The sequence below is a fragment of the Aliarcobacter sp. genome, from assembly GCF_041672065.1.
GTDB lineage: Bacteria > Campylobacterota > Campylobacteria > Campylobacterales > Arcobacteraceae > Aliarcobacter > Aliarcobacter skirrowii.
Genome location: NZ_JBAZAH010000036.1, coordinates 1 through 18,360, shown reverse-complemented (window position 1 = coordinate 18,360; position 18,360 = coordinate 1). Strand labels below are relative to the sequence as shown.

The window sequence follows — 18,360 nt, the reverse complement described above, 5'->3', positions numbered from 1 at the left end:
ATAGATTTAGAACCAAAAATAGATTATACTCCTTCGCAAAGATATAATACAAATATTCCTCAAAAGATAGAATCAAAAGAGAAGAAAAAAAACTCTTATGATGTAGGAGTTGATGTGGATGTTAATCAAGAAGAGAAAACATTAGAAAAATTAAAATTAGATGTAGAAGCAGTTTTTAAAGGAATAGATTGATGAAAATTTTAGAAAAAATAGAGTGGGAAAAAATGGATGATTTAATTCCAGTTATTACACAAGATAGCTCTTCAAATGAAGTTTTGATGTTGGCTTATGTAAATAAAGAGGCACTTGAATTAACTTTAAAAAATGGTTTTGCACACTATTTTAGCAGAAGCAAACAAAGAATTTGGAAAAAGGGTGAGAGCTCAAATCATACTCAAAAAATTGTAGATATTTTTCTTGATTGTGATAATGACACACTTTTGTTTAAGGTAATTCAAGAAGGAGTTGCTTGTCATACAGGAAGAAAATCTTGCTTTTTTACAAATATACAAAATGAGAAAATTGTTGAAGATGTTTTAGTTGATACTTCAAAAACTTATAGTGTAATAGATAGTTTATATCACACAATTCAAGAGAGAAAAAACGAAGATACGACAAAATCGTACACAGCAAAACTTTTAAAAGGTGATACAAACTCTATGCTTAAAAAAATTGTTGAAGAAGCAGGAGAGTTTTGTTTTGCTATAAAAGATAAAAATAAAGATGAGGCTATATACGAAGCAGCCGATATTACATACCATATTTTAGTTGCAATGGCTAGTTTAAATATAGATCCTGATAGAGTAAAACAAGAGTTGAAAAGAAGATTTTCTATCTCGGGAATTGAAGAAAAAAATTCTAGAAAAAAATAAAAATTATTAAATTTTCTTATACAACTAAGTTGCATTTAATAATTGCTTGTTATAATGCACGGACTTAATTTATGTAAAAGGAGTTAATATGACAAATAGTTGTCAACACTGCTCTAAAAAAATACCAATTTCAAAGGTTTTTTGCTCACCTATGTGCAAAGAGAACTTTTTCCAAAAAATAGCAATCTCTGTACCAAAACCTTTTGTAAAAAAATTATACTTTTTTTGTACAGAAGAAGAGAAAGAGTATGAAATCAAAACTTTTGCTAAAAGACATAATTGGCATGAAGAGTTAGTAATAGAAAAAGTAGAAGAATTATTCCAAGAGTATTATAAGTGTGGATAAATCCACACTTCTTTTTAGATAAACCATGGCACTTTTAAATAATCAAAAAAATATCTTACCACTTAGTAGTATTTCAGAACTTCTAAATACTAAAACTAGAACTTTAAAAATGTATGAAGAGAAAAAACTTCTACCTTTGGAAAAAGATAAAACTATCAAAAAACTATACTCAATAGATGATATCAAAATGATAGCATTTGTTCACTATTTAGCAACAATCAAAAAAATAAACTCAAATGGAATCTCTTATATTTTAGAGATATTAGAAGATAATATGGATTCAAAACATAAAGAGGAGTTTTTGAAGATTATTGATAAAAAGCTTGAAACTCTATCAAGTTCTGATTCTGAAAAACTAGATAACTTCTAAATTTAACAAATTTCTTACAATCCCCTATAAATCGATATTTATTGTAATAAATAGTTTAAAAATATTTTGCTCATTAAGCTATATCTTATTTTAAAATGGTATAAATTGTACTCTTAGTTTGTAAATATTTTACATAAAATTTGTAAAAAAATTACATAATTTATACTAAAAAGGAGCATTATGGAATCCAGATACACCATAAGAGAACCAGAAAAAAATGACGCTAAACAAATATATGACTTAGTGAAAAAAAGCAAAGTCTTAGACTTAAACTCGCACTATTTGTACCTTCTTCAAACAACTCACTTTAAAAATAGCTGTAGTGTTGCTCTATTTGAAAATCAGATTGTTGGTTTTGTTTCAGGATATTATTTACCAAATGAAAATGACACACTTTTTATTTGGCAAGTAGCTGTTGATGAAAATCATAGAGGAAAAAATCTAGCTTTAAATTTAATAGATAATATAGTTTCAAGAAAAAATATAAAATATTTAATCTCAACTGTATCACCTTCAAACATCTCATCTCAAAGAGTTTTTGAGAAGTTTGCAAAAAAATATGAAGCAAATATAGAAAAAAGCACACTATTTTTTATAGAAGATTTTGTTAATTCGCACGAAGAGGAAGTTCAATTTAAAATTGGACCAATAAAATAAGGAGAAAAAAAATGAGAATATTTGAAAAATTAGAATCAGAAGTAAGAGGATATATAAGAAGTTTCCCAACAATATTTAAAAAAGCCAAAGGGTCTATTTTAACAGATGAACAAGGAGTTGAATATATTGATTTTTTTGCTGGAGCTGGAACTTTAAATTATGGACACAATAATGAACATATAAGCAAAGCTTTAATTGAGTATTTGCAAGAAGATGGGATAGTTCATGGGCTTGATATGGCAACAACTGCAAAAAAAGAGTTTTTACAATCTTTTGAAAACTTGATTTTAAAACCAAGAAATCTTGAATATAAACTACAATTTACAGGACCAACAGGAACAAACGCTGTTGAAACAGCTTTAAAATTAGCAAGACTTGTAAAAGGACGAAGTAATGTTGTGGCATTTACAAATGGTTACCATGGCTTATCTCAAGGCTCACTTGCAGTAACTGGAAATAATGAGTATAGAGATGAGAGTTATATAAGTAGAACAAATGCAACTTTTATGCCTTTTGATGGTTATTTTGATGATATGAATACACTTAAATATTTTAGAAAGTTTTTAGAAGATGGAAGTAGTGGAGTTGATTTACCAGCTGCTGTTATACTTGAAACTATTCAAGGTGAGGGTGGAATAAATGTAGCTTCAAAAGAGTGGCTACAAGAACTTGAAGCAATTTGTAGAGAGTTTGATATGTTACTAATTGTTGATGATATTCAAGTTGGAAATGGAAGAAGTGGAGAGTTTTTCTCTTTTGAATTTGCTGGAATAAATCCTGATATGGTAACCTTGTCAAAATCAATTGGTGGTGGTTTACCAATGGCACTTTTACTATTTAAACCACATTTAGACCAATGGAAACCAGGTGAACACACAGGAACTTTTAGAGGAAATAATTTAGCTTTTGTTGCTTCAAAAGTATCTCTTGATAACTATTGGCAAAATGATAATTTATCAAAAGCTGTAAAATATAAAGAGGAAATTTTAAAAGATAGTTTAACTCAAATTGCAAATAAGCACAAAGATGTTTATGATATTGATGTAAGAGGTAGAGGTTTGGTTTATGGTTTTGAGATAAAAAATGATAAATCAATGGCAGGTGAAATTTCTAAAAAAGCATTTCAAGAGGGATTAATCGTAGAGACATGTGGAAGCGAAGGACAAGTTGTTAAATTTTTACCACCACTTTTAATTGAAGAAGAGCTTTTAAAAGAGGGATTAAAAAGATTTGAAATAGCAGTTGATAAGTTAATAGAAGAGAGAAGTGAACACTTAAAAGGAGAGTACTAATGATAGTAAGAGATATAAAAAAAGATGTAATAGGAACTTCTAAAGAGGTTTTTGCAAAAGATGGTCAATGGCTTAGTAGAAGAATGCTTTTAAAAGATGATGGAATGGGATTTTCTTTTCATGAAACAATTATAAAAGCAAACACAAAAACACACATTCACTACCAAAATCATCTTGAAGCTGTTTATTGTGTTGCTGGAAATGGAAAAATCGAGGATTTAAAAACAGGAGTTGTTCATGAAATTTATGATGGTGTAATGTACGCTTTAAATAATCATGATGAACACAATTTATATGGTGGAAGTGAAGATATGAGGCTTATTTGTGTATTTAATCCACCAATTAAAGGAACTGAAAATCACGATGAAAATGGCGTTTATCCGCTTGTTGATTAATAAAAAGGAGGTTTAGTTAGTGCAAGATTTATATCCAAGTAGATTGGAAGATGAAAATATTATAAATAGAGTTGATCCTGTTGTCTATTCTAAAAAGATGATAACAGAGCACTCTTTAAATAAAGAGCAGTTAGATAGTTATGAGAGAAATGGTTTTATAGTTTTTCCTAAGCTTTTCTCTAAAGATGAGATCAAAGCTTTTAAAGAGGAGTTAAAAAGCTTAGAATCAAATATTGAACTTAGAAAAAAAGATGAGTTTATTAGTGAACCTGATAGCAATGAATTAAGAACAATATTTAATCAACATCTTTATAGTAAACTATTTGATAAACTATCAAAAGATCCTAGAATTTTAGATAAAGTTAGACAAATTTTGGGAAGTGATGTTTATATTCATCATGGAAGAATAAATATCAAACATGCATATAAAGGAAAATCTTTTCCTTGGCATAGTGATTTTGAAACATGGCATTGTGAAGATGGATTACCAAGATGTAGATGTTTGTCAGCTTGGGTAATGTTAAGTGATAATACACAATTTAATGGACCTCTTTATTTAATAAAAGGTAGCCATAAAAAGTTTATCTCTTGTGCTGGAGAAACACCTCTTGATAACTACAAACAATCTTTAAAAAAACAAGAGTATGGAGTTCCTAGTTTAGAAGCAATACAAAGCCTTACAACTCCAGATGATTTAGTTGCTGCTTTAGGAGAAGAGGGTACTATGGTAATTCATGATGGAAATATTTTACACGGAAGTAGTGATAATATCTCACCCTATGATAGAACAAATGTTTTTTATGTGTTTAATAGTGTAGAAAATACTCCTTTAAAACCATTTAGAGCATCAAAACCAAGAGCAGATTTTTTGGCTTTAAAAGATTTTACTCCACTAAAAAGTAATTAATAGATTAAAAATAGTAAAATTCTATTATTTTAGGAGTTCAAAATGTTAAGGTTTATATACATTTGTATAGTCTTCATATTTTTAGTTTCATGTGGCACTAAATCAAATTTGATTCAAAGTGAATTTGAAAATGAAAAAAAACAAAACAGTTATGATGCTTGTGCAAACTTCTCATATATTAGTTTAAGTAATGATATAAAATATAAAAAGATATTTACAGAGTATATAAATCTTGATAGCTCTTGCAAGTGGAATGGAGTTGCTAGAGGATATTTTGTATCACTTTTTATGGATACAATTAAAGCAAAATCTTATAAACTTGTAGAGAAAAAAGAGTTTAAAAATATTGAAGTTCTTACTTATTTAGTAGATGAAGAGTTTTATGTAAATATTATAGATAAATACACAGTTTTTGAAGATAAACTAATGATTGATTATAGTGGTATTTACTCTACAGATTTGATAAAAAAATATGATGAGAGTTATGAAAATATATATTTAGATAAGCCTAGATTAGATGTTGATTATTTTAACAGTTTAGTAAAATTTAACTTTTTTAAATCATACTTCTCAAAAGAGGGTTCAAGTATTAATAGATGAGATTTTATAAAAGAGAAGTTAAGCTTCTCTTTTATTTAAAAATTTTTAGTGGCAACCACATCCAGAGCCACAACCACCACTTTTTTTAGCTTCTTGTTCAGCTTTTATTTTTTGTCCTTCAGTAGAACATGCACTAACCCCAGCTGGCATAATTGGCTGAATAGCTTCATTTGAAACTTCACCTTGATTTTCAAGCATAGATATAAGTTTACTTGCAGCCATCATATATCTTTTTGCACTTATTGATTCAGGTTCAAAATAAACTATTGGCTTTCCGCTATCCCCACCAACTCTAATAGCAGGTTCAATTGGAAGATGAGCTAAAACTTGAGTATTGTACTCATTTGCTAACTCATCACATGTTCCTGTTCCAAAAATATCAGATTCTGTGTTACATGATGGACATATAAATCCACTCATATTTTCAACTATTCCAGCAACTGGAATATGAAGCTTAGAGAACATATCTAAAGATCTTCTACTATCATCTAAAGCTACATGTTGAGGAGTTGTTACATTGATTCCAGCACTAACAGGTACACTTTGAGCAAGAGTTAATTGAGCATCTCCTGTTCCTGGAGGCATATCAATAAATAAAATATCTAACTCTTCCCATAAAATATCTCTTAAAAGCTGTTGGATTGCCTTCATAATCATAGCACCTCTCCAAATAACAGCTTCTCCCTCTTTCATTAAAATTCCCATAGACATAATATCTACGCCATAAGCATTTAAAGGTTTTGCTTTATTTCCAATTACTTCAACCTCTTTTCCATTTACTCCCATCATTCTTGGAATATTTGGTCCATAAATATCAGCATCTAAAATACCAACTTTTTTACCTTGCATAGCTGCTGCAATTGCAAGGTTTACAGTTGTAGTTGATTTTCCAACTCCACCTTTTCCAGAGCTTACCATTACAATATCTTTGATTTGTGGTGCAATATTTTGACCACTTACGCTATTGCTTTTTTGTTGCTCCTCTTTTGGTTTATTAAAAACCAAATTAACATTTAAATTAGAAAGAGCTTTTGGAATCTCTCTTCTTAACTCATCTTCAACCTCTTTTGCTGTTGAAGTAATATCTAATAGTATTGTGCAAGAGTTTGCATCTAATTTAATATCTTTTACAAATCCAAAATCAATAATTGATTTTGAAAAGCCTGGATATTTTACATTTTCTAATGATTTTTTAATATCTTCTATACTCATTTTAATCCTTTTTTAAAACTCTAGGTAAAATTATAGTTTAAATAGGATAATTTTTGTCTTAAATTATTTATAGATATATTTTAAGATTATAAGTTACTATTTCATATAATTTTTTTTCAATTTCAAAGGATATAATAAAATGATTAAAAACTTTAACAAATATTTACAAATAGATGAAAAATTACCAAAAACTATAGTAGATTTAGACAATTTTAGAAAATCCTCTTTTGAAAATCCAAAAGAGTTACTAAAAATTATTGCAGAAGATAAAAATCTACAAGCTGAGCTATTAAAAATTGTAGAGTTTAATTTTTTTGATTTTAAAAACAATAAAAGAACAATTATAAATCTTATAAAAATTACAAATCTTGAATTTATGACAGCACTGTGTACAGCTTTATTAATATCTAACACTCTACCTAAAAATCTTTTTGCTTATACAATTAGAAGTGATGAGTTCTTATACTCAAATACTTTAAGTATCTACTTTATCAATAGGTGGTTATCAAAATTTGATAATAGTTTAAAAAGTTCACTTTTAATACCAGCATTTTTAAAAAATATCTCAAAACCAATTATTTCAAAAGCTATTAGTGAGCATAAATTAGCAGAACAGTTTATTAGTGAGATAAATAGAAGTAGTGTAATAGCAGGTGAAGAGAAATTTACAGGATACAAAAGTTCAAGAGTATCTGCAAATATACTTAAACATTGGAAATTAAGCCCAAATATAATTTTATCAATTGCATTTTTTGAAGATTTACAAAATGCTCCTGAGGCTTTTAAAATAAAATCTATGATTTTAAATGTTGTTAATAATATAACAAATCCAAAAGAGCCTTTAAATAGTTTAGATTTTGATAAAAGTCTAGTTGTATTAAACGAGTATGAATTTGATACAAATTTTTTTAAAGAGAGTTTTAATGAGATAAAAAGTAGCATTTTTCAAGTAATTAAATAGTTTATAAGAAAAAAAGAGCTAGAATCTGTAACTTTTTTACTCAAATTCAAAGGAACAGATAATTGGAAGATGTTACATTAGTGGTGTTGTGTGCAGGAAATTCTACTAGATTTGAAAATGTATGCAAGAAACAGTGGTTAAGGGTTGAAAATGAGCCTTTATGGTTAAATGTTACTTCAAGACTAAACTCATACTCAAATTTTAAAAAAACTATTGTTGTCTCTCATGAAGATGAGTTAAGATATATGCAAAATTTTAATGATGATTTTTTATATGTTAAAGGTGGAGAGACAAGACAAAACTCTATTAAAAATGCTTTGAATTTTGTAGATACAAAATATGTTATGATAAGCGATGTTGCAAGAGCTTGTATATCTAAAGATATGATAGATAGAATATTAGAGCTAAAAGATAAAGCAACTTGTGTAGTTCCTATTTTAGGTGTTAGTGATACTGTTATTTATGAGAAAAATACAATAAATAGAGATGAGGTAAAGCTAATACAAACTCCACAACTATCACTTACAGATGTTTTAAAAAAAGCATTAAATACAAATATTGAGTTTACAGATGAAAGTAGTGCTATTAAAAATAGTGGCTATGAAATCTCTTATGTAAAAGGTTGCGTTAAAGCAAAAAAATTAACATTTTTAGATGATTTAGATGAAATTCCTTGTCTAAAATCTCCATCAAAAAACTTCTTTACAGGCTTTGGTTTTGATTTGCATAGTTTTGAAGATAATAAACCAATGTTTTTAGGTGGAGTAGAGCTTCCATACTCTTATGGGTTTAAGGCTCACAGCGATGGTGATGTTTTAATTCACTCTTTAATTGATGCTTTACTAGGAGCTATTGGTGCTGGAGATATTGGAGAGTTTTTTCCTGATACTGATGAGAGATTTAAAAATATTGATTCAAAAAAACTTTTAGAATATATTGTTAGATTTGTAAAAAATGTTGGATATGAGATTGTAAATGTAGATATTACAATAATTGCAGAGCAACCAAAAATAAATCCACATAAAATAGAGATAAAAAATAGTCTAAGCCAACTTTTAAATCTTCCAAAGCAGTTTATAAATGTAAAAGCGACAACTTCTGAAAAAATAGGAAGTATTGGAAGAAAAGAGGGTGTTGTAGTTCAATGTGTAGCAAATGTAAAATATTATGAATGGGATAAAAAATGAATATATTAATAGTAGAGAATGAGAGTTATTTAGCACAAAAAATTGTATTAAGACTTCTTGATGATGGTCATAATTGTGATTATGTAGAGAGTGTTAATGTTGATAATCTTACAAAAGAGTATGATACTGTTTTGTTATCAACAACTCTTCCAAGTAGTGTTTGCAAAGCAATAATTAAAAAATACTCTAAAAATGCAATAATCTTGCTTTTGGTTTCATATATTTCAGATGAAACGGTAACTGATTTAATAAAAGATGGTGCAAAAGATTATATTATGAAACCATTTTTAATGGATGAGTTAGTACGAAAAATTTATCACTACAAAGAGTGTAGAGCAACAAGAAAAGAGCTTGCAATTTTAAAAGAGTATTTTGAATTTTCAACAAGTGATATTGATACAAGTGAACTTATTTTACCTCTATCATTCCCTCTAATGATAGAGACAAATTATCAAAGATATGCAGATAAAGTTGCTTTTGAGATTGCAAAAAAAGTAAATATGAGTTTAACTTTTGATAGTTTTTTATCAAACTCTTGGCAAAGAAAATTGGCAAATTTAGATAATAGAACAATTTTATATATTACAGATTATCATCTTTTAAAAAAGGGTTTAAAAGAGCAACTAAATAAACAAATCTCAGATAAAAATGTTTTATTATGTTCATTAGAGAGTTGTGATGAATATAATAATAAAAAAATAGTTTTTAATAATGAAAATAAAGCAAGTGACTCAAATATGATTATGTCTATAAATGATTATGTAAAGATGATAGTAAGCACTTATCAAAATAAATATCCAGATACAGAGTTATCTAAAAGATTGGGAATTTCAAGAAAATCTCTTTGGGAAAAGAGAAAAAAATTAGAGATAGAGAAGAAAAAATAATGAGCATGAGAAGATTTTTTTTAACAGTTGGCTATAGTGGTTTAAGTCCAAAAGCACCTGGAACAGTTGGAACATTTGTTTCGCTTTTATTAGGTTTAATATTACTTGAATTCTTGCATGTTTCAACTCTGTTTTTATTATCAATACTTGTAACTATTGTTGCAATTAAAGAGATAAATAAATATGAAAAAGAGTCAGGAGTTCATGATAGCAGTGAGATTGTTATTGATGAGTTAGCTGGTATGTGGTTAACCCTATCTATTTGTGGAATAAATAGTGAAAATGCATATATTTTAGCACCACTTGCATTTATATATTTTAGAATATTTGATATTTGGAAACCATCAATTATTGGAAGAATTGATAGAGATGTAAAGGGTGGTTTAGGAGTTATGGGAGATGATATTGTTGCTGGAGTTTTTGCAGGTATTTGTACAGCAGGAACATGGCAACTGATTGATATGTTTATTTTATAAATTTAAGATATAAAATATAAAATATTTAGTTAAAATTGCTATTATTGTTGCAAAACAAAATAATTATTAAAAAGAAAGGTTTGAGAAGATGTTAAAATTTGGTTATTGATATTGCAAAAGATGAATTAACTTCTCAAGGAATGAGTTATTTAATTCCACTTTTAAAATTTGAAGTAGATACAATCAGAACTACTAAATATGATAAAAATATTGATAGATATGAGTGTGCTGCAAATTTTATAATGACTGGAGAGAATGATACTAGTACATTACCTATAACTTACACAGTTGAATCTACTGATAAAAAAGATGAGTTTTATGTAAATGTTTATGGATTCTAAAAGATAATTTTATATAAAAATTATATTGAGCAAAGATTTTACTCTTAGCTCAATATTTTTTACTATTTTACAAGTTTTGCAAACTCTTTGTATATTAAAGAGTTTGAAATTGGAGTAAATTCACTACTTAAAATATCCTTGTTTTTATATTTTAAAGCTACAGCACTATTATTAAAAAGTTTTAAAGAGATAGCTTCTGCAAGATTTTCAAAATCTTTTAGAGAATACTCAGTGTTAATTGCGTATATTTCAACATTTTTTACACCTTTTATAGGGTGGCTTCCAGATTTAATAGATTTTATCTTTTCAAGTTTTGCACCACTTGCAAGAGCAAGTAAATAGTGTCCTAATCCAACAGCAAAAATTGGAATATTTGCATTTATTAGCTTCTCAATATTTTTAATCTCATCTTGATATATATTTGGATTTCCAGCACCACTACTTAAAACAACTCCACCAATTTGTCTATCTTGATATTTTTTGATTATCTCATCAGGGTTTGTATTATAAGGTACTACTTCAACTTCAAGCTCTGCTTCAACTAGTTCGTTTAAGAATGATTTTTTAACTCCAAAATCAATAACAACAACTTTTTTATCACTCATAACAGCTTTGTTATAATCTTGAAGTTCATCATTCCAAGCACCAGACTTGTGAACATATGGCTCTTTTGTTGAACTATCTTTGATAAAATTAATCTCATCATATTTTTTAGCTTGGCTTAAAAGTTTTGCTAATTCATCTTTTGAAGATATCTTTGTTGATGCAATCATCATTAAACTACCTTCATCTCTTACAGTATGAGTTAAGAATCTTGTATCAATATCACAAATTCCAATTACATTTTGCTCAACTAAAAACTCTTTTAAGCTTTTATTAGCTCTGTAGTTTGAGTATTCATCATGGTAATTTCTAGCAATTACACCAACACAATGAGCTTTAGAGCTCTCCATATCTGCACTGTTTGTTCCAGAGTTTCCTACTTCAGTAGATGTAAAATTGATAAATAATCCAGCATTAGATGGGTCTGTTATTAACTCTTGATGTCCAAAAGTTGTATTATTGTAAACCAGCTTACCAATAGCAGTTTTATCTGCACCAAATGATTTTGCTTCTAAAAAAACACCATTTTCTAAATATATATAAATTTTTTGCATTAGATTAATCCTCTTTTAATTAGCTCCTCTTCATAGAGTCTATGATATACCAAATCATACTCATCTGTTCCAGGAATCAATTTTCTTTTGTAGTTTTTAAGTTTACTTAAAACCTCACTATCTGCTCTTTCAAACCCTTTTATAAAGTCATCCATCGAACCAAATATCACATTTTTAACTTGGTTGTCTGAACATGTAAAATGAATATAATCCTCCTCCCATAAAAAATCAATAATTTTGTGAGCAATATCAGAAAATCTATCTTCGTTATCTAAAATTACACCAAAATCATTTGCAAGCCTTTTTTTAGTCATCCAAAAAAGTTGCCGTCTATCAGCATTTAAATACTCAATCTCTTCCTCTTGAGCATCTAAAATCTCTTCAACTTTTTCATTTAAAGCCATCTCTTTTTCTATATCTTCATCTAAAATTCTCTCAATTTGTTCTTCAATACTAGCTTTATCTTTTCTTACTTCTATAAAGTCACAAGATACTAAATCTCTTGTAATTCTTTTGGCAACATACACTGTATGATGTAATCTTAATCTCATTATTAGCCCCTTAAAATAGTATCGTCTCGTTCTGGTGAAGTTGAAATAATTCCAACTTTTACATTTGTTATCTCTTCAATTTTTTCTATATATTTTTTTGCATTTATTGGTAAATCTTCATATTTTCTAATTCCAACAACACTATCCCAACCATCAATCTCTTCATAAATAGCTTCAACACTATCCATATTTGAAGGCATATAATCAATTCTGTTTCCATTATAATTATATGCTACACAAATTTTAATTTTATCAAAGCCATCTAAAACATCTAGTTTCATTAAAGCTAATTTATCACAACCATTTAATCTACTTGCATATCTAACTGCAACAGCATCAAACCAACCACATCTTCTCTTTCTTCCTGTAACTGTTCCAAACTCTTTTCCAACTTCACCCATAGTTTTTCCATAATCTGTAAAGTCTTCACTTGGAAATGGTCCATTTCCAACTCTTGTACAATAAGCTTTTACAATTCCTGTAATTTCACCTATATCTTTTGGATTAAGTCCAAGACCTGTACAAGCTCCTGCACTAACAGTACTTGAAGATGTTACATATGGATAAGTTCCATGGTCAATATCTAAAAGTGTTCCTTGAGCACCCTCAAGTAAAACTCTTTTATTATCTTCAAGAGCTTTCCAAACCATATTTGTAGTGTTTGTTATATATGGTGCTAAATTAGAGCTATAAGTTTCAAGCTCATTTAAAAGCTCTTTTTTCTCTGGAGTTTTAATCTCTAAAACATCAAAAATGGCTCTATTTTGTTCAAAATAATCTAAGATATCATCACAAAGTTTTGCTGGATTTAATAAATCACCTGCTCTAAATCCATTACGGCTTACTTTCTCAGCATAAGTTGGCCCAATTCCTTTTCCAGTTGTTCCAATAGCTTTATCACCTTTTAATCTCTCTTTTGCTTGATCAATTAAAGCATGAAAAGGCAAATTTAAATGAGCTTTATCAGAGATATATAATCTTCCTTCTAAGTTATCAAATTGGCTCATCTCTTTTAAAATATTTAGTGGAGAAACAACAACTCCATTTCCTATAATATTTATAGCTTTTTTATTTAAAATTCCTGAAGGAATAAGTTGAAGCGCATATCTAACTCCATCAACCCAAATTGTATGTCCTGCATTGTGTCCACCTTGGCTTCTACAAACCATATCATACTTTTGTGCAAGCATATCAACAATTTTACCCTTGCCTTCATCTCCCCATTGAATTCCAACAATAACATCTGCCTTCATAACTATCCTTCTATCATTTTTAATAAATTATCTGTGTATAGTGCAAAACCTAATGAGCTAATTCCATCAGCTTCATACATTCCACCTCTACATAAAACAAAATTTTTCTCTATTACTCTGTAATAAATATCATTATAATATTTTAAGCTTCCATAATATAATGGAGCTATTATTATATTTGAGTATTTTACTTCTAAAGATTTTTCTAAAAGTTTTTGTAACTCATCTTTTAAAATATCTGGAACTAATTTTATAGCCTCTTCTAAACTTTTTATATCCTGAACTCTTAAAAGTTTATCAAGCCAAGATATTTTTAACTCTAATAGCTTAGAGATATCACCATTTTTAAGAAGTTCAATATCAATATTTAACTCTTTTGCTAAAATTCTTGGAATTTTTATATTTGATATTTGTAAAATTGGTTCTATATTTAAAGCTTTTAAAATATTAGCTGTTAAATTTAGTATATCACTTATATTATCGTGTTCTATCCACTCACAACCTATTTGATAATCCTCACAACTAGGATATGAAAAAACAGGTTGGATATAGAACCATTTTTTTTGTTTTGTAGTTCTTCCTAATCTTTTTGTAATAATTCTTACAACATCTAAAGTTGAGTCAGCTCTTAAAGATACTTGCTCATTCTCTTCATCTGAAAATTTAATTAGTTTTTTTTCATCTGTTATTGATTGATGTTGCGAATATGAAAAATTTGGTGTTAGAATCTCTTCAAAACCATTATCTTCCAAAATATCACAAACTCTATTTTCTAAAACTCTTTTTGCTTTTGCAGTTTTACCAAAATAAAGACGGCTACCTTTTGGAATTTCGTGTTCAAAAATCATAATTGATTAATTTCCTTTATAAAATGTCTGAGCAAAAACTCTGTTTGCAGTTCCATCAAATGTTCTAATTTTTAACTCATCCATAACCAGCTCAATAGCATTAACAGCCCAAGATGCTTCAAAATCTTCAACTAATCCCATATGATTAATTCTAAATATTTTTCCAGCTAAGTGATCTTGACCACCTGCAATATCAACATTGTATTTTGTTTTTAAAAGTTTTCTAATCTCATTTGATTGTTCTGTATAAACAGTTGTCATAGCATTTGCAGGATTTTTTGGATAAATTTCAAATCCTATTGCTTTTAAAGCTTCTTGAGTAGCTTTTGCTCTTAAAGCTGTTTGTTTATAAAGATTTTCAAATCCAATCTCTTTAAACTTTTCTAAAATTGCTTGTAATCCCATAATCAAAGTTGTAGCAGCTGTCCAAGCAGTTGTATTTTTTCTTTGATTTTTTAACTCTGTTGCTAAATTAAAGTAGTAACCAGCTGGTTTCTCTTCAATTTTTGCAACTGCTTTATTTGACAATCCAATCATTGCAAGACCTGGAGGAAGCATAAATGCTTTTTGACTTCCAGTAATAAGTGCATCAATATTTGTTACATCGATTTTTTCAACACCTAAAGCTGTAATTGCATCTGCTACTATCATGATTTCTGGATTTATTTTTTTAACTTCTTTTGCTATTTCTTCAACAGGATGTCTTAATCCTCCAGCACTCTCACAAATTTGAATAAATATTGCATCAATATTTGAATCATTTTTGATTTCATTTATAACATCTTCAACGCTTACAGGAGTGTTCCACTCATTTTTTAACTCAATATAATCAATATTGAAAGCTTTACATATTTTTCCAAATCTCTCTCCGAATTTTCCAGAGTTGATTGTTAATGCTTTTTTTCTAGTTAGGTTTGTAATACAAGCCTCCATAGCACCTGTTCCACTTGATGCTAACATTAAAACTTCACTCATATCGTAAATTTCTAATAGAAGATTTCTAGTCTTTTCAAAAATTTCTTCAAACTCTTTTGTTCTATGGTGAATTGTAATATCACTCATAGCTTTTCTTGCGAATTCTGGTACAGGAGTTGGACCTGGAGTTAATAACATATTCTTTATCCTTATAAAATATAAAATTCAATTAAAGCTGTAAATTATAGTCAAAATTAGATTATTTTTTGGTTAAAAGAAAAAAACAAAAAAATAGCTTGACATTATTACTAATTAGTAATATAATTTTGCCAAGCTATTTTTTATAGTCAATTATTTATTCAAAGGTTTAGAGTGTCAGATATAAAATCATATAGTGCAAGAGTTCAAAAATCAATGAAAACTGTTGTTAGATTAGATAGGATTTTTAATAGAATAAATAATATTACAGAAAACCATTTAAGTAAATATAATCTAACATTTAATCAATTTAAAGTATTGGAAGTTTTGTACCATTTAGGTGATTTAAATATAGGTTCAATTACAAAACTTACTTCAAGCACACCAGGGAATACAACAGTTGTTGTACGAAACCTAAAAAGAGATGGATTTATTGAATCAAAAAAAGATGAAAAAGATGCAAGAGCTTCGATATTGTCAATTACAAAAAAAGGTAAAGAGTCAATAGAAGAGGTTTTTCCAAAGCACTCTGAAAATCTTGATGATTTTATGAAAATATTAAGTGATGAGGAATTAAATACTCTATACGATTTATTAGATAAGTTATATAAAACAAATAAAAAGGATTAGTTATGAAAAATTTAAAATTAGGATTATTGTCAGTTCTCTTATGTTCATCTTTGTTTGCAGGTGATTATGTGGTTGACTCTTCTCACTCAAATGTAGGATTTAGTGTAAAACATATGATGGTTTCAAATGTTGTTGGAAAGTTTAATGATTTTTCTGGAACATTTGTTTATGATGAGAAGAGTAACAGTTTAGTTTCACTAAAAGGTGAATTAAAAGTTGCATCAATTGATACTTCAAATTCAAAAAGAGATGGTCATTTAAAAGGTGATGATTTTTTTGATTCAAAAAAATATCCAAATATTACTTTTAAGACAACAAAAGTTCAAAAAAATAGAGTTTTTGGAGATATTACTATAAAAGGTGTTACAAAAAATATTGAATTAAAACTTGAAAATGGTGGAGCATTTGCTCTTAAATCAGGATTTTCTTTAAGTGGTTTAATAAAAAGAAGTGATTTTGGAATTACTTGGAATAAAGTTTTAGAAGCTGGAGCTGTTGCTGTTGGAGATGACGTTAAGCTGATAATTGATATTGAAGGAGATTTGGTTAAATAATATTTAACCAAATTTAAAAATATGAATCCAACTCTATTTATATCTCATGGAGCTCCAAATATTATTTTTAGTGATTTAAAAAGTAAAGATAATATTAAAAATATTGCAAAAAAAATAGCTAAACCAAAATATATTATTATAGTTTCAGCTCACTATATGACAAGAGATTTAAAGGTTATAAATCCTTTAGCAAATGAGATTATGTACGATTTTTATGGTTTTGAAAAAGAGCTTTATGATTTTAAGTATTCTATTAATAGTAGTGAAAATTTAACCAAAAATTTAATAGATAGTTTGAAAAGAGATTCAATAAATATTGAAATTGATAAATCAAGAGTTAGTTATGATCATGGAGTTTGGACTATTTTATCTATGATGTATGAGAAGTTAGATATTCCAGTTTTACAACTTAGCATTTCTAGTAGTTACTCTTTGGAAGATTTCATAAATTTAGGTGAAAAATTAAAAAAATTTAAAGATGAAGCATTAATAATTTGTAGTGGAAGTGCAACTCACAATTTAATAGATGCAAGTAGCAGTTTTGAAGTTAAAGATTATGCAAAAGAGTTTGATGAGAGATTAACAAATATTATAGAAAATTCAAATGAAGAGGATTTAAAAAATATTACAAAAGATAAAAATTTTTATAAAAATCATCCTACTCTTGAGCATTTTATTCCTTTGCTTATAGCTTTTGGAAGTGCTTTTAATAAAAAAGGAAGATCTTTTAATAGTGAGATGATATATTCAAATATCTCAATGAGAAGTTTTATTTTTGATGAAAAAGAGGTGTAAAATGTTAAAAAAATTACCAAAAGAGAATATGGGAAAATCAAATTTAGGTTGGTTACAAAGTCGTTTTCACTTTAGTTTTGCAGAATACAGAAATCCAAAAAATATTAACTTTGGAGTTTTAAGAGTTTTAAATGATGATTTAGTTGAGGCAAAAACTGGATTTGAGATGCATCCTCATGAAAATATGGAGATTATCTCATATATTGTTGATGGAGAGATTACTCATAAAGACTCTATGGGAAATAGTGAAACTTTAAAAAGAGGTGAAGTTCAATACTTAAGTGCTGGAGATGGAATATATCATAGTGAAAAAAATGAGAGTGATAAGATTTTAAGATTGCTTCAAATTTGGGTTTTCCCACCACAAAAAGGACTTCCACGACTTTATGGGTCACATAAGTTTAAAGAAGAAGATAGATATAACAAATTATTAAATATTGTATCAAGTCAAGATGGAGATAGTACTATTAAAATCTATCAAGATGTAAATATTTATGTAAGCGAATTTGATAAACCACTTGAGTATGAGATTAAAGAGAATAGACAAATCTATTTTGTACAAATTGAAGGAAGTTCAACTGTAAATGGAGTAGCATTGGATTTTGGCGATGCTATGGAGATTACAAATGAAGATAAAATAGTAATCAATCCTATTTCAAAAAGCCATATTTTGTTTATAGAAATGAAACAATAATATATTTTTTACTATACTTCAATAAAATTTTGTAGTTTATTATAGAAAGAAGTAAAAATGGATCCGAAAAAAAGGTTTGATGTAAAAGTAGGTTTAAAAGTAAATATTGTATTAAAAGCAGATCAAAGAACAGGTAAACTAACTCAAGGAGTTGTAAAAGATATTTTAACAAATTCACCAACTCATCCACATGGAATAAAAGTAAGATTACAAAATGGAGATGTTGGTCGTGTTCAGCAAATACTTTAAAAAAAAGATTAAA

The 18,360-nt window shown here is 27.8% G+C and carries 24 protein-coding genes and 1 pseudogene; 19 read left to right on the top strand and 6 right to left on the bottom strand.

Features of this window, described 5'->3' with window-relative positions; translation table 11 throughout:
* The 9 genes and pseudogenes from WC168_RS06645 to WC168_RS06605 all read left to right on the top strand — a co-directional run.
* Positions 1 to 192, top strand: a pseudogene (locus WC168_RS06645) (hypothetical protein); the annotation flags it as partial.
* Entirely contained in the window at positions 192 to 872 is a 681-nt protein-coding gene (gene hisIE, locus WC168_RS06640) for a bifunctional phosphoribosyl-AMP cyclohydrolase/phosphoribosyl-ATP diphosphatase HisIE (RefSeq protein WP_372618244.1), read from the top strand. The pseudogene WC168_RS06645 and the gene hisIE, both read left to right, overlap by 1 nt.
* Positions 873 to 960: 88 nt before the next feature.
* On the top strand, positions 961 to 1,218 hold the full coding sequence (locus tag WC168_RS06635) for a hypothetical protein (RefSeq protein ID WP_066160303.1): 258 nt from the start codon (positions 961 to 963) through the stop codon (positions 1,216 to 1,218).
* Positions 1,219 to 1,243: 25 nt separating this feature from the next.
* The gene (locus WC168_RS06630; protein ID WP_066160306.1) at positions 1,244 to 1,588 is read left to right on the top strand and encodes a MerR family transcriptional regulator; all 345 of its coding nucleotides are present in this window, start codon (positions 1,244 to 1,246) and stop codon (positions 1,586 to 1,588) included.
* Between the two features lie 180 nt (positions 1,589 to 1,768).
* The gene (gene ectA / locus WC168_RS06625; protein WP_066160308.1) at positions 1,769 to 2,245 is read left to right on the top strand and encodes a diaminobutyrate acetyltransferase; all 477 of its coding nucleotides are present in this window, start codon (positions 1,769 to 1,771) and stop codon (positions 2,243 to 2,245) included.
* An 11-nt stretch (positions 2,246 to 2,256) separates the two neighbouring features.
* A complete protein-coding gene (ectB, locus tag WC168_RS06620) occupies positions 2,257 to 3,537 on the top strand; it encodes a diaminobutyrate--2-oxoglutarate transaminase (RefSeq protein ID WP_319044521.1) in 1,281 nt (426 codons plus the stop codon).
* Positions 3,537 to 3,932: an ectoine synthase gene (locus WC168_RS06615; RefSeq protein WP_066160313.1), complete on the top strand. Its 396-nt coding sequence runs from the start codon at positions 3,537 to 3,539 to the stop codon at positions 3,930 to 3,932. Before ectB ends, WC168_RS06615 begins: the two co-directional genes overlap by 1 nt.
* Positions 3,933 to 3,951: 19 nt before the next feature.
* A complete protein-coding gene (locus WC168_RS06610; RefSeq protein ID WP_066160317.1) occupies positions 3,952 to 4,839 on the top strand; it encodes a phytanoyl-CoA dioxygenase family protein in 888 nt (295 codons plus the stop codon).
* A 42-nt stretch (positions 4,840 to 4,881) separates the two neighbouring features.
* A complete protein-coding gene (locus WC168_RS06605; RefSeq protein WP_279133059.1) occupies positions 4,882 to 5,439 on the top strand; it encodes a hypothetical protein in 558 nt (185 codons plus the stop codon).
* Between the two features lie 45 nt (positions 5,440 to 5,484).
* Here WC168_RS06605 and WC168_RS06600 read toward each other — a convergent pair whose 3' ends face one another.
* Positions 5,485 to 6,651: a P-loop NTPase gene (locus WC168_RS06600; RefSeq protein ID WP_372618240.1), complete on the bottom strand. Its 1,167-nt coding sequence runs from the start codon at positions 6,649 to 6,651 to the stop codon at positions 5,485 to 5,487.
* Positions 6,652 to 6,790: 139 nt separating this feature from the next.
* Between WC168_RS06600 and WC168_RS06595 the strand changes: the two genes are divergently transcribed.
* The 5 genes from WC168_RS06595 to WC168_RS06575 all read left to right on the top strand — a co-directional run bounded on the left by WC168_RS06595 (position 6,791) and on the right by WC168_RS06575 (position 10,503).
* Complete coding sequence (locus WC168_RS06595; protein WP_372618238.1) at positions 6,791 to 7,612, top strand: HDOD domain-containing protein; 822 nt, start codon at positions 6,791 to 6,793, stop codon at positions 7,610 to 7,612.
* 62 nt (positions 7,613 to 7,674) lie between these two features.
* Positions 7,675 to 8,799, top strand: a complete 1,125-nt coding sequence (locus WC168_RS06590; protein ID WP_372618236.1) for a bifunctional 2-C-methyl-D-erythritol 4-phosphate cytidylyltransferase/2-C-methyl-D-erythritol 2,4-cyclodiphosphate synthase — start codon at positions 7,675 to 7,677, stop codon at positions 8,797 to 8,799.
* A complete protein-coding gene (locus WC168_RS06585; protein WP_066160331.1) occupies positions 8,796 to 9,686 on the top strand; it encodes a response regulator transcription factor in 891 nt (296 codons plus the stop codon). Before WC168_RS06590 ends, WC168_RS06585 begins: the two co-directional genes overlap by 4 nt.
* A complete protein-coding gene (locus WC168_RS06580; RefSeq protein ID WP_125296082.1) occupies positions 9,686 to 10,162 on the top strand; it encodes a phosphatidylglycerophosphatase A in 477 nt (158 codons plus the stop codon). Before WC168_RS06585 ends, WC168_RS06580 begins: the two co-directional genes overlap by 1 nt.
* Positions 10,163 to 10,260: 98 nt before the next feature.
* Positions 10,261 to 10,503, top strand: a complete 243-nt coding sequence (locus WC168_RS06575; protein WP_066354340.1) for a hypothetical protein — start codon at positions 10,261 to 10,263, stop codon at positions 10,501 to 10,503.
* Between the two features lie 62 nt (positions 10,504 to 10,565).
* On the opposite strand, the gene WC168_RS06570 is transcribed toward WC168_RS06575, so the two are convergent.
* Genes WC168_RS06570 through WC168_RS06550 form a run of 5 tightly spaced genes read right to left on the bottom strand, consistent with a single transcriptional unit; the run spans position 10,566 to position 15,425 of the window.
* Positions 10,566 to 11,660 carry a carbamoyl phosphate synthase small subunit gene (locus WC168_RS06570; protein WP_372618233.1) on the bottom strand — a complete coding sequence of 365 codons (1,095 nt, stop codon included), beginning with the start codon at positions 11,658 to 11,660 and terminating at the stop codon, positions 10,566 to 10,568.
* Complete coding sequence (locus tag WC168_RS06565; RefSeq protein WP_319047424.1) at positions 11,660 to 12,211, bottom strand: DUF507 family protein; 552 nt, start codon at positions 12,209 to 12,211, stop codon at positions 11,660 to 11,662. Before WC168_RS06565 ends, WC168_RS06570 begins: the two co-directional genes overlap by 1 nt.
* Positions 12,212 to 12,213: 2 nt before the next feature.
* Positions 12,214 to 13,464 carry an adenylosuccinate synthase gene (locus WC168_RS06560; RefSeq protein WP_109065352.1) on the bottom strand — a complete coding sequence of 417 codons (1,251 nt, stop codon included), beginning with the start codon at positions 13,462 to 13,464 and terminating at the stop codon, positions 12,214 to 12,216.
* Between the two features lie 2 nt (positions 13,465 to 13,466).
* The gene (locus WC168_RS06555) at positions 13,467 to 14,312 is read right to left on the bottom strand and encodes an ATP phosphoribosyltransferase regulatory subunit (protein ID WP_372618231.1); all 846 of its coding nucleotides are present in this window, start codon (positions 14,310 to 14,312) and stop codon (positions 13,467 to 13,469) included.
* Between the two features lie 6 nt (positions 14,313 to 14,318).
* A complete protein-coding gene (locus WC168_RS06550) occupies positions 14,319 to 15,425 on the bottom strand; it encodes an alanine--glyoxylate aminotransferase family protein (RefSeq protein WP_372618229.1) in 1,107 nt (368 codons plus the stop codon).
* A 174-nt stretch (positions 15,426 to 15,599) separates the two neighbouring features.
* Between WC168_RS06550 and WC168_RS06545 the strand changes: the two genes are divergently transcribed.
* The 5 genes from WC168_RS06545 to WC168_RS06525 are packed head-to-tail and all read left to right on the top strand — an operon-like array spanning position 15,600 to position 18,347.
* Positions 15,600 to 16,055 carry a MarR family winged helix-turn-helix transcriptional regulator gene (locus WC168_RS06545; protein ID WP_228137905.1) on the top strand — a complete coding sequence of 152 codons (456 nt, stop codon included), beginning with the start codon at positions 15,600 to 15,602 and terminating at the stop codon, positions 16,053 to 16,055.
* Between the two features lie 2 nt (positions 16,056 to 16,057).
* On the top strand, positions 16,058 to 16,609 hold the full coding sequence (locus WC168_RS06540) for a YceI family protein (RefSeq protein ID WP_066160355.1): 552 nt from the start codon (positions 16,058 to 16,060) through the stop codon (positions 16,607 to 16,609).
* A 21-nt stretch (positions 16,610 to 16,630) separates the two neighbouring features.
* The gene (locus WC168_RS06535) at positions 16,631 to 17,404 is read left to right on the top strand and encodes a class III extradiol ring-cleavage dioxygenase (RefSeq protein WP_372618227.1); all 774 of its coding nucleotides are present in this window, start codon (positions 16,631 to 16,633) and stop codon (positions 17,402 to 17,404) included.
* 1 nt (position 17,405) lies between these two features.
* Positions 17,406 to 18,098, top strand: coding sequence for a pirin family protein (locus WC168_RS06530; protein WP_372618225.1), 693 nt, complete (start codon positions 17,406 to 17,408; stop codon positions 18,096 to 18,098).
* A gap of 57 nt (positions 18,099 to 18,155) precedes the next feature.
* The gene (locus WC168_RS06525) at positions 18,156 to 18,347 is read left to right on the top strand and encodes a YwbE family protein (RefSeq protein ID WP_066156723.1); all 192 of its coding nucleotides are present in this window, start codon (positions 18,156 to 18,158) and stop codon (positions 18,345 to 18,347) included.
* The last annotated feature ends 13 nt before the right edge of the window (positions 18,348 to 18,360 follow it).